This is a genomic window from Nesterenkonia sandarakina (assembly GCF_013410215.1).
Classification (GTDB): Bacteria; Actinomycetota; Actinomycetes; order Actinomycetales; family Micrococcaceae; genus Nesterenkonia; species Nesterenkonia sandarakina.
Genome location: NZ_JACCFQ010000001.1, coordinates 2,414,303 through 2,427,735 on the forward strand (window position 1 = coordinate 2,414,303; position 13,433 = coordinate 2,427,735).

Here is a 13,433-nt window from a genome sequence, read left to right on the forward strand (position 1 = left end):
TGCGCCCTGCGCCGGGCAGGCCAGGCTCCGACGGGGGAGACGCTGATGGTGGCGATGCTCGCCGTGATCGGCCCGATGTTCCTGGTGATCGGCGTGGGCTTCGCCGCGGGGTTCATCCCGCGTTTTCGCAGCGGCCAGGACCACCTCAACGGCTTCCTGTTCTACTTCGCGCTGCCCACCTTCATCTACACCGCCATGGTCACCGCACCGCCCACCGCGGGCTTCCCGGTGCTCGCGGTGCTCATCGTCGCCGTGGTGACCCCGCTGGTCTCCATCGCGCTGTACTACGCCAGCTCGCTCTTCGGGGCCCGCGGCCGGGAAGGCGCCGCGGCCACCTCACTGGCTGGCAGCTTCGGCAACGTCGGGTACTTCGGGATCCCGGTCTCGATCAGCGTGCTGGGGCCCGAGGCCGGCCTGGCCGCCGGAATCGTGCACATGCTGCACAACCTGATCTACCTCAACGGCTACCCGCTGGTCCGCACCGTCGTGACCGCCCGCGCGGAGCGGCGATCTGCCGAGGACCACCGATCTGCCGCCGGGTCAGCGCCTGAGACTCCTGAAAGGATCGGAGGACTCAGCGGGGTCTGGCATCTGCTGCGCACCCAGATCGGACCGATCCTGAAACGGGCGCTGCTGCTCAACCCGGTGTTCATCGCCATGGCGCTGGCGCTGCTGGTGGTCTTCAGCCCGTTGCGGCTGCCGGCGCCGGTCGATGAGTCGGTGAGCCTGCTGGGGCAGACGGCGGTGCCGCTGGCGCTGTTCTGCGTGGGACTCGCGCTGCACCCGGCGATCGAGGGGATCCGCAGCGGAGGCGTGCCCAAACGCCTGATCACGTTGGGAACGATGGGCAAGATCCTGATCCTGCCGGTGCTGACCTGGCTGGCCGTGCTGCCCTTCTATGACCAGCTCGGACCGATCTGGGCCGGAACCCTGATCATCATCGCCGCCATGCCCTCCTCGACCACGGTCTACCTCTTCACCCAGCAGTACGAGGGGGACGGACGACTGGCCGCCTCGATCTTGGTGACCAGCACCCTGGCCTGCCTGCTCACGCTCCCGCTGCTGGCCGAGCTGCTGCTGTGATCTGCCCGGCGTCGATCTCATAGACGCTGTGCACATGGCGCAGGACCGCCGAGCGGTGCGCGATCATGATCACCGTGGCGCTGGTGGCCTCGGGCATCCGGCGCAGGATCTCGGCCTGGGTCAGCGGATCCTGGGCCGAGGTGATCTCGTCGAGGATCAGCACCGGGCTGGCACGCAGGTACCCGCGGGCCAGCGCCAGGCGTTGCGCCTGGCCACCGGAGAGACGCGCCCCCTCAGTTCCCAGCTCGGTGTCCAGGCCCTGGGGCATCGCCTCGATGTCGGTGTCCAGGCAGGCCCAGCGGCACGCGGCGAGCACCTGCTCATCGGTGGCTTCGGGGCTGCCCAGCAGCAGGTTCTCCCGGATGCTGCCGCTGATCATCACCGGGCGCTGCTCCACCACGGTGATCTGCTCGCGCAGCGTGGCCAGGGAGAGCTTTCGGACATCGGTCCCGCCGAGCCGGACCTGGCCCTCCTGCGGATCCCAGACCCGGGTGAGCAGCGCCGCCAGTGTGGACTTCCCTGATCCGCTGACCCCGACGACGGCAGCCACCTGACCCGGTTCGATGTGCAGATCCACACCCTCGAGCACCTCGCGTGAGGTGCCGGGGTAGCCGAACCTGACCCCCTGGAAGGACACCGAGGCCGCGCCGTCGGCTTCGGTGGTCACCGGGGCCGGGCGGGTCGGCTCACGGACCGCCGGGGAGCTCTCTTCGAGCTCGCGCAGGTTCGCCGCCGATGCCAGCGCCGCGGGCAGCGAGATGCCGAGCGCCTCGATGGCGGCAAGGGCCGGTGCGGTGCCGGGCACCAGGGCCAGCACCAGCAGCAGCTCGGTGTAGCCGAACACTGCCTCCTGGGCCTGGGGCAGCCCGAGCAGCAGCAGCACCAGCAGGGCGAGCACCTGCCAGCCCTGCCCGGCCGCCGCACGGAGTCCCTGCAGCACCGAGGCGCCCCGGGAGCCTGCCCCGATGTGTGCGCCGAGACGGTCCACGCGCTGGGCGCGCTGTTCCTGGGCGCCGAATATCGTGATCTCCGAACGGCCGCGCAGATCGTCGCTGATCTCCTGGGCCAACGCACCTCGCGCGCGGACCTGGGCGGTGCTGGTGGCGCGTCCGCCGCGGCGGCCGATGCCGATGAGCATGGCAGCAGCTGCCAGATAGATCACCAGCAGCGCCCCTCCGAGCCCCTGCCCGGTCAGGCTCCAGGTCAGCACGACGGCGGCGGCGGGGATCAGCACCGCTGTCACCACCGGAGCCAGGGTGTGCGCGAAGAAGACCTCCACCCGGTCCACGTCGCGTGTGGCCGCCGAGAGCAGTCGACCGCTTCCTCGGGAGGCGGTCACCGCCGGAGCCAGCGGGATCAGCTTCTCGTAGAGCCGGACCCGCAGCTGCTCCAGCAGCGCGAAGGCCGCGGTGTGCCCGGAGAGCTGCTCGGCGTAGCGGGTGAGCCCCTTGGCCGCGGCCAGCGCGATCATCACCGCGATGACGGTGCCCAGCGGGGGGATGTCCTGATCGTCGGCCAGGCGTCCGACCAGCCAGGCCGGGTAGAGAAGCAGCGCGGCGCCGCAGAGCAGGGTCAACGTGCGGGCAAAGGCGGAGAGCGCCAGCAGCCCCGCCGAGCCCTTGGCCAGTGTCAGCAGGTGGGCGATCATCGGTCTTCTCCTTCTCCTGCAGTGGCCTGCGCGTAATAGCCGGCCTGGGCGAGAAGCTCATCGGGAGAGCCCAGCGCCGCGGTCTCCCCGGCTTCGAGCACCAGCACCTTCTCGGCCCAGCGGGTGGTCGCGAGTCGATGCGCGATGATGATCAGCGTGTGGTCCCCGGCGAGGCTGCGCAGGGACTCATCGACCAGGCGTTCGGCCCGGCGATCCAGGTCAGCCGTGGGCTCGTCGAGGATCAGCAGCTTCGCGCCGGAGAGCAGCGCACGGGCGATCGCCAGGCGTCGGATCTGCCCCCCGGAGAGGGACCCGCCGTCCTCACCGACCTGGGTGTCCAGGCCGTCTGGCTTCGCGGCGATCTCCGCATCCAGGCGCGCTTGGGCGAGCACCTCCCAGAGCTGGTCCTCTGAGGCCTCCGGGCGGGCGAGCCGGAGGTTCTCGGCCACCGTGCCGGAGAAGATGAACGGCTTCTGTGGCACGGTCACCGCCGCCTGCTGCAGCGCCGCGGGATCGGCGGGATGACCTTCCAGCAGCAGCTGACCCGAGGCTGCCGGCAGCAGCCCTTGGAGCACCGCGGCCAGCGTGGACTTGCCCGCACCGGAGGGCCCGACGACGGCGAGGACGGTGCCGCGCGGGACGCTGAGTGTGACTCCGCGCAACACGCCGCGTCCGCCGCGCTCCACGCCGAGGTCCTCCAGGCGCAGGAGCTCGGCGGGTCCGCGGCCTGGCACGAACGCCGCCTCGTCCGGTTGCCCGCTCGGTGTCTCTGTTGACGACTCTGCAGCAGGAGCATCAGCCGCAGGGACAGCTGGCGACGTCGTCGTCGGGGGTGTCCGGCTTGATGCACTTGCCTCCGGCGTCGTGAGCGTCTGGGTGAACAGGCCCTGCTGGGTCCGCCCGGCCATGGCCACGTAGAAGGAACGCCCGAGCTTGTCGATGGGTTCATAGAGCAGCGTGGAGAGCAGCAGCACGGCGAGGAACCCGCCGATGGTGATCATGCCGGCGTCGAACCGCCATAGGGCCAGTCCGACGGCGGCGGTGATCATCACCAGGGAGAAGAGCGCGTCGTTGACCAGGATCATCAGCTGGCTGCGTTTGAGCAGGGCCACCGCCTGGACCCGCAGCGCCGCGGCGGCTTCGGCCACACTGCGCCGACCGGCGTCCTCGGCTCCGAGCAGCACCAGCCCGCCGAGCGAACGCAGCACCTCCTGGAACTTCGCCGTGGCCTGTGCCGCGAGACGGCGATAGGCGGCGGTGGGCCCGCGGAAGCGTGCGAGGAAGAACCTCACCAGCACCGGGACCAGCAGCACCAGGACGAGCAGAACGACCGCGATCACCGGGTCCACGAAGATCCCCAGCAACAGCAGCACCAGCGCCGGGGCGGTGAACGCCGCCAGCGCCGGGCCCAGGAATTCCGCGCGATACTCTGCGATGCGTTCCACTCCTCCGGTGAGCAGCTCCGCCTCACCGGTGCCGGGTCGCCCGCCGGCGCTGGGCCGCCTGCCAGCGGCACCGGGTCGCCCACCGCCGGTGGCCGCATGGCCTGCAGCGCCTGTGGGTGCGGCCTCGGCCGGATCACGGCCCAGGGCCGCCCGAATCCCGCTGCCGCGCCAGCGCATCTCCTCCACGGCGCGCAGTCGCGGCGGGACCGCCGCGGCGACCCCGGCGCAGGTCACCGCAAGGATCCCGGCGACGCCGGCCAGCAGGAGCGCACCGGGGCTCTGCTGCTGGGCGAGCGCGGCGTCGAGGACCTGGCCCAGGGCGAGGAACAGCGTGGCGAGCGCGATCGTGCGGATCCATTGCAGCGTGGTGGCGATCCACGCGCGGGGAGGCATGTCTTGCAGAAGCACGCCTTGAATCATCCCAGGTTCAGCGGGCCCCCGCGGGAGAGTGCAACATTTGCGAAGCGCTGCCCGATCCGCCGCTGCGCCCGGGTCTCGGGGTGCAGCTGATCCGCCATCGGCAGCTCAGCCTCATCGCTGGCCGCGAAGAGCTCCAGGCCATCGAGGAAATGCAGCTGCGGGTCCTGCGCCCGCCGGGACTGCACGATCTCGCGCAGCGTGCTGCGGATCACCTGCAGGGTGAGCTTCCCGGAGGACACCTCGGCCGGGTCGCCCATGGCGGAGAAGCGCGGACCGGAGTCCAGCAGCTGCATCTGCACCGGGCCGGGCCGGGTCTCCTGGATCGCGCAGTGCAATGGGGAGATCAGCAGCAGCGGTGTCTGCGCGTGGCGGCCCTCCCGGATCGTGTCGAGGAAACCGTGCACCGCCGGGACGAAGGTGCGCAGCCGCATGGTGTCCCCGTTGGTGATGTTGATCCCGAGCTTCAGACTGATCACATCGGCCTCCGCGGAGCGGATCGTGCGGGCGGTGAACGGATCGAGCATCGCCTGACCGGCGAGCCCCAGGTTGGTGAGCTGGACCCCGGCCGTCTGAGCCGCGACCACGGGCCAGGTCCCGGTGGGGTGGGAGACCGCGAAGCCGTGGCTGATCGAGCTCCCGTGGTGCAGCCAGCGGGTGGTTCCCGCGGAGTCCGACGGGATCAGCTCGGCGTCCGATTCAAGCGCTGCCAGCTCGGTCCGCTCGTCGTGGGGCAGCCAGATCTGCACGTCGTGGGCGCCGGGCGGAAGCTGCGGCAGCTCGATCCGGGCGTCGGCTCCGACGCTGGTGGAGACCTCACCGGTGAGCGGGTCGCTGCGCCGGGTCGTGCCGACACCCTGCACGGGGGAGTGAAGCTGCGCATAGAGCTCCCCGTCGACTAACACGTCGTAGAGTCCGCCCTTCGGGACCTGATCCCCGGTGACGTCGCGAGTCGGGTGGGTGATCAGCACCAGCGTGGTGGCCTCGGTGCGGAAGGTCAGATGGACTCCGCTGGGCTGGGCGGCCACGCGCTCCACCCCGGGATCGGTGGTCTGACGCCGCGCGGCGGCGGGCAGCCGCCACGGCAGCAGCCCACGGTCGCTGACCTGGTGTTCCAGCGCCCCGCGCAGCAGCGGAGCCAGTTCAGCGGCCGCAATCCTCATATCCGTCTCCATTCTCCAACGGCTCGCAGGCGCCGGTTCCGGCGGCTCGAGTCTCGCTGAAGGGTACCAACCCGGGCATCAGGGCTGTTCAACTGCTGTTAACCTTCCTGCTCAAGTGTGTGCGCTGATGACTCAGCGTTCCCCACACCCCGAGGACGACGGCGCACCGCCGTCGGTCTCCCGCCATCCCGGCACCGTGGGGGAGGTGTTCCTGGTCTTCCTGCGCCTGGGACTGACCTCCTTCGGCGGCCCCGTGGCGCACCTGGCCTATTTCCGCGACGCCTTCGTCACCCACCGTCGCTGGCTCACCGAGAAGGCCTATGCCGACCTGGTGGGGCTGTGTCAGTTCCTGCCCGGCCCGGCGTCGAGCCAGGTGGGCATGGCCCTGGGCCTGCAGCGGGCCGGCTACCCCGGGATGCTCGCTGCCTGGTTCGCGTTCACGATGCCCTCGGTGGTGCTGCTGGTCGCCTTCGCTCTGGGTCTCCAGCAGGCGGGGAATCTCGCCGAGGCCGGGTGGATCGATGGGCTCAAGGCCGCCGCGGTGGCCGTGGTCGCCCATGCGGTGCTCTCGATGGCCAAGACGCTGACCCCGGACGCACCCCGCGCCTCCATCGCCGCCGCCGCGATGGTGCTGGTGCTGCTGGTCCCGAACCCCTTCGTCACCGTGGCCGCGATCCTGCTGGCCGGGATCATCGGGTGGTTCTGGCTCCGTCCCCCGGAGAGCGGAGCCCGCCCCGAGGACGCCTTCCCGGTGCGGGTCTCCCGGCGAGCCGCCTGGACCGCCTCAGGGGTCTTCCTCGGGCTGCTGGCGGGACTTCCGGTGCTCGCCGCCGCCACCGGGGCAGGCTGGGCGACGATGCTGGACTCCTTCTACCGCGCTGGGTCGCTGGTCTTCGGGGGCGGTCACGTGGTGCTGCCGCTGCTCCAGGCCGAGACCGTGCCGACCCTGGTGGACCCGGAGGTGTTCCTCGCCGGCTATGGCGCCGCACAGGCGGTCCCCGGTCCGCTGTTCACCTTCGCCGGATTCCTTGGCGCCTCCAGCACCGGTGAGCCCTCAGGCCTGGTGGGCGCCGCCGTCGCGGTGCTGGCGATCTTCCTCCCCGCCGCGCTGCTGGTGATCGCGGCGCTGCCGTTCTGGGAGCGGCTGCGCGGCAGCACCTCCGCGCAGAAGGCGCTCATGGGGGTCAACGCCGGCGTCGTCGGCATCCTGGCCGCCGCGCTGTACACCCCGGTCTTCACCGCCGGCGTGCTCGAGGTAGGAATCGAGGCGCTGGTGCTCGCAGTGCTGGCCTTCGTCGCTTTGAACAGCTGGCGGGCACCGGCCTGGGCCGTGGTGATCGGCGCCGGTCTGCTCGGCGCGGTGCTGCTCTGAGGCCCGACTGGCCGAAGGGAGGATGTCGAGCCGATGGGCAGGACCGAGAGGTACAGTTCTGAGGTACTTGACCGATCTGGCGAGGAGGACCCTGCCGCATGCTGAGCTCCCAAGCTCGCGGACTGAGTCGTCTGTATGCCCTCGATGTGGCGCGGGCCGCGGCGGTCTTCGGCATGATCATCGTCAATGTCGGCCCGTACAACGACGACGGCTGGGCCTCGTGGATCGTGCGGGCGCTCAACGGTCGGGCCTCGATCCTCTTCGTGGTCCTCGCCGGCATCGGCGTCACGTTTCTGGCTCGCCGCTCGCTGACCAAGGGCATCACCCGGCGCAGCACGCTGCTCTGGCGCGGACTGCTGCTGCTGGGCCTGGGGCTGGGGCTGCAGACCCTGGAGCACGGGGTCAACGTGATCCTCTCCACCTACGCCGCACTGTTCTTCCTGGCCGCCTTCATGGTCAAGATGTCCACCCGGTGGCTGTTCTTCTCCGCCGCCGCCTCGGCGCTGCTGGGCCCGGTGCTGTGGATCCTGGCGCGGCAGAGCACCGATTTTCACATCGAGCCGGCTCAGATCGGTGACTCCCCGTTCCAGATCCTGGGTGCCATCCTGATCTCCGGGCCTTACCCTCTGGTGGTCTGGATCGCGCCGTTCTTCCTCGGGGTCTGGCTGGGCCGTCAGCCGCTGGGCAACGCGAAGGTGCAGCGGCGCCTGGTCTACCTCGGAGCCATCACCGGGTTTGGCGCCTTCGGGGCCTCCGAGGTGCTGGTCCGGGTCCTGGGCGAGCCGGACACCTCTGAGGTCGGCTTCGACCGCCTGATCTCCGCGGTGGGCCATTCTCAGATGCCGCTGTGGCTGATCAGCTCCAGCGGCAGCGCGGTGATGGTGCTGGGGATCCTGCTCATCGTCGTGCCCTATTTCAACCAGCGGATCCGGCTGCTGGTCGCGGTGGGGCAGATGCCGCTCACCGCCTATACCGCGCACCTGGTGATCATCGCGCTGTTGATCTACCCCGGGCCCCAGGAGCCGCTTCAGGGCTTCTTGATCAGCTGCGCGATCATGCTGGGGCTGATCCTCTTCGCCGTGGTCTGGATGGCGAACTTCCGCTACGGCCCACTGGAGACGCTGCTGCGCAAGACGCCGGCCTTCCTGCGAGTCAGCTACCGCCTCCCCGAACGGCACCGTCGCCGTCAGGTCGCCCGCCCCTACCCGCGCCGGGCGAAGCCCGGATCATCCATGGAACAGAAGCCGACGCCTTCCTGAGGGAGACGAAACATGCAGCCGAAGAACCGCCCGCCGCGCCCACATTTGCTCCCGCCGCACCGGACAGGGACCCGACCGGCGCACAGCGCGCGGTTCCGCAGCCAAGCCATCCGAGCCACGGCGGTGCTGGCCAGCTTCGGTCTGCTCTCCGCCTGCGCCGCCGAGGAGGAGCCCCCGCCACCACCGCCGCCGGCACCCAGCGGAACCCCTGAAGAACCCACCAGCACCCCTGAGCCGGTGGAGGACACCCTCACCCAGCAGGGAGTCAGCGCGGGACACCCGCTCGCCGTCGAGGCTGGAGAACAGGTCCTCACCGAGGGCGGGAACTCCGTGGACGCCGCCATCGCCGCGGCCTTCGCGATGTCGGTGGTCGAACCCTTCGCATCGGGTCTCGGCGGCGGCGGATCGGTGGTCATCGCCGGACAGGACGGGGACCCGCTCTTCTATGACTACCGCGAGATGGTCGGTGTGGACGGGGAGATCCCAGAGACCGGCATCGGCGCCCCCGGCTTCGTCGCCGGCATGGGACGCCTGCACCAGGAGCACGGCAGCCTGGAGTGGGACCGATTGATCCAGCCTGCCCAGCAGCTCGCCTCCGAGGGCTTCGAGGTCTATGACTTTCTGGCCACCCGGATGACCGAGGACCTCGGCCCCGAGGCGATCGCCGGAGTCCAACCCTTCGAGGTCGACGGCGAGCCGCTGGAGGCCGGAGACCAGCTGGTCCAGACCGAGCTCGCCGGCACGCTGGAGACCCTCGCCGCCGAGGGCTGGGAGTCCTTCTACACCGGCAGCCTCGCCGAGCAGCTGACCCAGGTCGAGGGCATCGACGCGCAGACCCTGGCTGACTATGAGGTCACCGCCGCCGAGCCGGTCTCCGGGGAGTTCGGCGACTACCAGGTCCTCGCGGCCGCACCGGCGCTGCCCGGCCCGGCCCTGGTGCAGCTGCTCCAGATCGCCGAGTCCCAGGGCGTCGCGGAGCTCGAGCCGGGGTCCGCCGAGTACGTCCAGACCCTCTCCGAGGCCTGGCTGGTCGCGGAGGAGACCGTGCTCACCGAGATTGGGGACCCCGCCTTCGTCGAGGTCCCGGTCGAGGAGATCACCGACGCGGAGTCCAACGCCGCCAGGGAGGTCTCCACACAGTCCGCGGCGCAGGATCCCGGTCAGGATTCCGCGCAGGCTCAGGGGGATGCTCCCCAGGCGCAGGCTGACATCCCCCAGGCGCAGGCGCCGCAGGACGCCAACACCACGCATGTCTCGGTGGTCGACGATGAGGGCATCATGGTCTCGATGACCAACACGCTGACGAACTTCTGGGGCGCCGGTGAGGTCAGCGGAGGGTTCTTCCTGAACAACCAGCTCAGCAGGTTCGAAGCAGTGGACTCTCCGGCGAACCGACCCGAGCCGGGCCGGAAGTCCGTGACCTGGTCGATGCCCACCATCGTCCTGGATGACCAGCAGCGTCCGGTCCTGGGCATCGGCACCCCCGGGGGGCATCAGATCCTGAACATCATGGGCACCGTGCTCACCCAGTGGGGGCTCCAGGACGCACCGCTGCAGGAGGCCGTGGACGGACTGCGTTTCCGGCTCATCGCAGAAGATGAGCTCCTGGTCCTCGACGACGAGCCGGACGAGCAGACCCGGGAGGCACTCGAGGACCTCGGCTGGGAGCTGCAGGTGTGGCCCGATGAATGGGGCGGCTTCGGCTCGGTCCAGGCGCTCGAGGTCGACTATGAGACCGGAGAGGTCGCCGGAGCTGATGATGACCGGCGCGTGGGCAGCCACACCGTGATCGACTGACTGCCCTGCACCTGCACCTGGCTGCACGATCCCGGACCAGCCCTGGACCCGCCCTGGTGGCTGAGCGCGGCCGCGCTGGCCGATTAGCATGGAGCCATGAGCCCTCTGTCACCGCGCAGCATCCCGAACATCCTCTCGATCGCCGGCACCGACCCCACCGGAGGGGCCGGGATCCAGGCGGACCTGAAGAGCATCGCCGCGCATCGTGGCTACGGGATGTGCGCGGTGACCGCGCTGGTGGCGCAGAACACCCAGGGGGTGCGGGAGATCCACCTGCCTCCGGTGAGCTTCCTGCGTGCCCAGCTGGATGCGGTCTCCGAAGATGTCGCAATCGACGCGATCAAGATCGGCATGCTGGGCACGGAGGACACCATCCGCGCCGTGGACGACTGGCTCGACAGCCTCGGTGCGCGCGGTGACGGCGGCGGCAGTGATCTCCTCGGCAGTGCCCACGGCGACCGCGGGGCTGGCACCCGGTCTTTGCCGGTGCTGGTGCTGGACCCGGTCATGGTCGCGACCTCCGGTGACCGACTGCTCGACGCCGCCGCAGAGTCTGCGCTGCTGGAGTTTCTGCACCGGGCGGATCTGATCACCCCGAACGTGCCGGAGCTGGCGCTGCTGGCCGGGGAGGAGCCCGCCGGTGATCCCGAGGGCCTGATCGCCCAGGCTCGCACCGTGGCCGATACGCACCAGGTGGTGGTCCTGGCCAAGGGCGGGCACCTGGATGACGCCTCGGCGCAGGAACTCGTGGTGGACACCCTGGTCTACCCTGCCCAGGCCGGTCTGCGCCCGGATGAGGAGCAGTTCGTCTCGCCCAGGATCCACACCCAGAACACGCACGGGACCGGATGTTCGGTCTCGGCGGCCCTGGCGACCCTGGCAGCCCGGGGCCTTAGCTTCTCGGCCGCGCTGCCGGTGGTCAAGGAGTGGATGACCGAAGCTCTGCAGGACTCTGAACGCCTCGACGTCGGACAGGGCCACGGCCCGATCCAGCATTTCGCGCAGCTCTGGGGCGGCTCAGCCGCGCAATGAATCAGCTCTGGGGCGACTCGTGGGGTCCGCCGGCGTGCTTGGCGATGTCCTCCCACTTCCAGGTGGTCCCCATCGCGTCATCGGAGGGGAACCATGCCCCGGTCGTCGCCCGATCCGGAGGAGTCGGCCCGGTGGCCCCCTGGCCGGAGACCGGCGCCTGATCCTTCAGCGCAGTCACCCGGTCCCGGATGGAGGCCATCTGCGCATCCAGTTCGGCGGCCTTCACGGCGGCGTCGCGGAGCTCATCGAGGATGTCCCCAGGGACCTCGCCGTCGTAGGTGTAGTAGATCTTGTGCTCCAGAGAAGCCCAGAAGTCCATCGCAACAGTGCGGATCTGGACCTCCACGTAGACGAACTCGGTGCGGTTGGAGAGGTAGACCGGGACCTGGACGATCACATGCAGGCTCTGGTACCCGTTGAGCTTGGGGTTGCGGATGTAGTCCTTGACCTCGACCACCCGCAGATCCGGCTGGCTGCAGAGCATCTCCGCGACCCAGTAGGCATCGGAGACGAAGGAGCAGGTGATCCTGATTCCTGCGATGTCTCGGATGGAGTGCCGGATGCTCTCCAGTGTGGGTTCGCAGCCATAGCGCTGCACCTTGTCCAGGATCCGGTCCAGGGACTTCAGCCGGTAGTTCACATGCTCGATGGGGGAGTAGTCGCGGGTGTGTTCGAACTCCTCCCGCAGCACGTTGATCTTGGTCAGCACCTCATCCATGCCGAACTTATAGTGCAGCTGGAACTCGGTGAGCTGACGCCGGATGTCGACCATCCGGACCGCCACCCCGTCGTTCTCCTCCCCGGCGCTGCTGTGCAGCTCTGAGAGCAGCTGCCGGTAGACCTCGGACTCGCTGCGCTGTGGCTTCTTCTCCGCAGGCGCCTGCGGGGCCAGATCCTTCCCGGGCGGCACCCGGAGCCTGGTGTTCAGCGAGACCTCGTCCGGGGCTTCAACGGGCAGAAACTGACTGTCTGTGGCAGGAGCGCGTCCAGCGGACATGGGGGAAGTTCTCCTCTGGGGTCTCAGGATCTCACCACGGTGAGTCGTCGGTCACGGGACCGGTGCTTCGATTCTCGACCCTAAACGCACTGGCTGTGAAGTCCCTCGAAGGCATGCCGGTGCGCGGTGGGTCTGCCCGCCGGATAGGCTGGACGCCGCAGCTCGGGCCCCAGAGGCTGCAGGGGAGACCTCAACCACAACATCTGGTGAAAACCCGAGGACCCAGACGCAACATCTTCTTCTCTGGGGCATCAGACACGCCGAGACACGCGCCGCTCACAGAAACTTCTTCTTGGGAGTATCGGACTCCACAGCTGTGGAGGAACGCCCAGTATGGGTGTCGGTTCCGCGTCATTGCAGGGGAGTCGCGGTCCACAGGTCCTGTGGAGAGCCGGTGGAGAACTACACCGGTGCAAGTACATCATCTAGTGGCTGCTGATATCTGCAGACCCAAGATGTAGTATTGAGGCATAGCCAAAACGTCACGTTCGAATCGGGGAGTCCCATGTCTGTCACTGTCTACACCAAGCCCGCCTGCGTCCAGTGCAACGCCACTTACCGCGCCCTGGACAAGAACGGCGTGACCTACGAGACCGTCGACATCACCCAGGATCCTGAGGCCCTGGAGCGGCTGCGCGGCCTGGGCTACATGCAGGCCCCCGTGGTCATCACCGAGGCCGATCACTGGTCCGGATTCCGTCCCGACAAGATCTCCGAGCTGGCCGTACAGCACGCTGCGATCAGCTCGGTCGCCTGATGCAGCCGTGAACACCAGCGCACGGCTGATCTACTTCTCCTCGGTGTCGAACAACACGCACCGCTTCGTGGAGAAGCTTCAGCGCGGGGCGGGGGAGGTCGCAAGGCTCCCACTGCGCACCAAGGATGAGACCCTGGCCGCGGAGCGCCCCTTCGTCTTGGTGCTTCCGTCCTACGGAGCCGACGCGGGCGAAGGCTCGGTGCCGAAACAGGTCATCAAGTTCCTCAATGTCGAATCCAACAGGAACCTGCTGCGCGGAGTGATCGGCGCGGGCAACACGAATTTTCACGAGAGCTACTGCATCGCCGGGGACATCGTCGCCGCCAAGTGCCGAGTCCCTCACCTCTACAGATTCGAACTGATGGGCACCGCAGAAGACGTGGCCACAGTCGAATCGGGATTGGAAGAGTTTTGGAAACAGCAACCAAGCCATTGAACGCGGCGAGCACCGCACAGACCCAGC

Annotated in this window: 11 protein-coding genes; 7 read left to right on the plus strand and 4 right to left on the minus strand. The window is 69.0% G+C overall.

Features of this window, described 5'->3' with window-relative positions; all coding sequences use genetic code 11:
* Positions 1–45: 45 nt before the first annotated feature.
* Entirely contained in the window at positions 46–1,083 is a 1,038-nt protein-coding gene (locus HNR11_RS11130; protein WP_179442335.1) for an AEC family transporter, read from the plus strand.
* Here HNR11_RS11130 and HNR11_RS11135 read toward each other — a convergent pair.
* Genes HNR11_RS11135 through HNR11_RS11145 form a run of 3 tightly spaced genes read right to left on the minus strand, consistent with a single transcriptional unit; the run spans position 1,049 to position 5,756 of the window.
* On the minus strand, positions 1,049–2,731 hold the full coding sequence (locus HNR11_RS11135) for an amino acid ABC transporter ATP-binding/permease protein (protein WP_179442337.1): 1,683 nt from the start codon (positions 2,729–2,731) through the stop codon (positions 1,049–1,051). The two genes, HNR11_RS11130 and HNR11_RS11135, sit on opposite strands and share 35 nt — an antisense overlap.
* Positions 2,728–4,569: an ABC transporter ATP-binding protein gene (locus tag HNR11_RS11140; protein ID WP_179442339.1), complete on the minus strand. Its 1,842-nt coding sequence runs from the start codon at positions 4,567–4,569 to the stop codon at positions 2,728–2,730. The genes HNR11_RS11135 and HNR11_RS11140 overlap by 4 nt, the downstream gene beginning before the upstream one ends.
* Before the next feature lie 23 nt (positions 4,570–4,592).
* The gene (locus tag HNR11_RS11145) at positions 4,593–5,756 is read right to left on the minus strand and encodes an SGNH/GDSL hydrolase family protein (RefSeq protein WP_246310389.1); all 1,164 of its coding nucleotides are present in this window, start codon (positions 5,754–5,756) and stop codon (positions 4,593–4,595) included.
* A 127-nt stretch (positions 5,757–5,883) separates the two neighbouring features.
* On the opposite strand from HNR11_RS11145, the gene chrA reads away from it, so the two are divergent.
* From chrA to HNR11_RS11165, 4 genes are all read left to right on the plus strand, one after another.
* Complete coding sequence (chrA, locus tag HNR11_RS11150; protein ID WP_179442343.1) at positions 5,884–7,128, plus strand: chromate efflux transporter; 1,245 nt, start codon at positions 5,884–5,886, stop codon at positions 7,126–7,128.
* A gap of 98 nt (positions 7,129–7,226) precedes the next feature.
* Entirely contained in the window at positions 7,227–8,387 is a 1,161-nt protein-coding gene (locus tag HNR11_RS11155; RefSeq protein ID WP_179442345.1) for a DUF418 domain-containing protein, read from the plus strand.
* A gap of 12 nt (positions 8,388–8,399) precedes the next feature.
* Positions 8,400–10,184, plus strand: coding sequence for a gamma-glutamyltransferase (locus tag HNR11_RS11160; protein ID WP_179442347.1), 1,785 nt, complete (start codon positions 8,400–8,402; stop codon positions 10,182–10,184).
* A gap of 96 nt (positions 10,185–10,280) precedes the next feature.
* Positions 10,281–11,216: a bifunctional hydroxymethylpyrimidine kinase/phosphomethylpyrimidine kinase gene (locus tag HNR11_RS11165; RefSeq protein WP_179442349.1), complete on the plus strand. Its 936-nt coding sequence runs from the start codon at positions 10,281–10,283 to the stop codon at positions 11,214–11,216.
* Between the two features lies 1 nt (position 11,217).
* On the opposite strand, the gene HNR11_RS11170 is transcribed toward HNR11_RS11165, so the two are convergent.
* Positions 11,218–12,213: a GTP pyrophosphokinase gene (locus HNR11_RS11170; protein ID WP_246310390.1), complete on the minus strand. Its 996-nt coding sequence runs from the start codon at positions 12,211–12,213 to the stop codon at positions 11,218–11,220.
* 505 nt (positions 12,214–12,718) lie between these two features.
* Here HNR11_RS11170 and nrdH point away from each other — a divergent pair.
* Both nrdH and nrdI read left to right on the plus strand, forming a co-directional pair.
* The gene (nrdH, locus tag HNR11_RS11175) at positions 12,719–12,970 is read left to right on the plus strand and encodes a glutaredoxin-like protein NrdH (RefSeq protein WP_058889217.1); all 252 of its coding nucleotides are present in this window, start codon (positions 12,719–12,721) and stop codon (positions 12,968–12,970) included.
* Positions 12,971–12,977: 7 nt separating this feature from the next.
* A complete protein-coding gene (gene nrdI, locus HNR11_RS11180) occupies positions 12,978–13,406 on the plus strand; it encodes a class Ib ribonucleoside-diphosphate reductase assembly flavoprotein NrdI (protein WP_232301795.1) in 429 nt (142 codons plus the stop codon).
* Positions 13,407–13,433: the final 27 nt, after the last annotated feature.

What these genes read in the sequence shown, in the direction of transcription:
- HNR11_RS11130 (WP_179442335.1), top strand. Translation starts at nt 46, where the DNA reads ATGGTGGCGATGCTCGCCGTGATCGGCCCGATGTTCCTGGTGATCGGC.
- HNR11_RS11135 (WP_179442337.1), bottom strand. Translation starts at nt 2,731, where the DNA reads ATGATCGCCCACCTGCTGACACTGGCCAAGGGCTCGGCGGGGCTGCTG.
- HNR11_RS11140 (WP_179442339.1), bottom strand. Translation starts at nt 4,569, where the DNA reads ATGCCTCCCCGCGCGTGGATCGCCACCACGCTGCAATGGATCCGCACG.
- HNR11_RS11145 (WP_246310389.1), bottom strand. Translation starts at nt 5,756, where the DNA reads ATGAGGATTGCGGCCGCTGAACTGGCTCCGCTGCTGCGCGGGGCGCTG.
- chrA (WP_179442343.1), top strand. Translation starts at nt 5,884, where the DNA reads ATGACTCAGCGTTCCCCACACCCCGAGGACGACGGCGCACCGCCGTCG.
- HNR11_RS11155 (WP_179442345.1), top strand. Translation starts at nt 7,227, where the DNA reads ATGCTGAGCTCCCAAGCTCGCGGACTGAGTCGTCTGTATGCCCTCGAT.
- HNR11_RS11160 (WP_179442347.1), top strand. Translation starts at nt 8,400, where the DNA reads ATGCAGCCGAAGAACCGCCCGCCGCGCCCACATTTGCTCCCGCCGCAC.
- HNR11_RS11165 (WP_179442349.1), top strand. Translation starts at nt 10,281, where the DNA reads ATGAGCCCTCTGTCACCGCGCAGCATCCCGAACATCCTCTCGATCGCC.
- HNR11_RS11170 (WP_246310390.1), bottom strand. Translation starts at nt 12,213, where the DNA reads ATGTCCGCTGGACGCGCTCCTGCCACAGACAGTCAGTTTCTGCCCGTT.
- nrdH (WP_058889217.1), top strand. Translation starts at nt 12,719, where the DNA reads ATGTCTGTCACTGTCTACACCAAGCCCGCCTGCGTCCAGTGCAACGCC.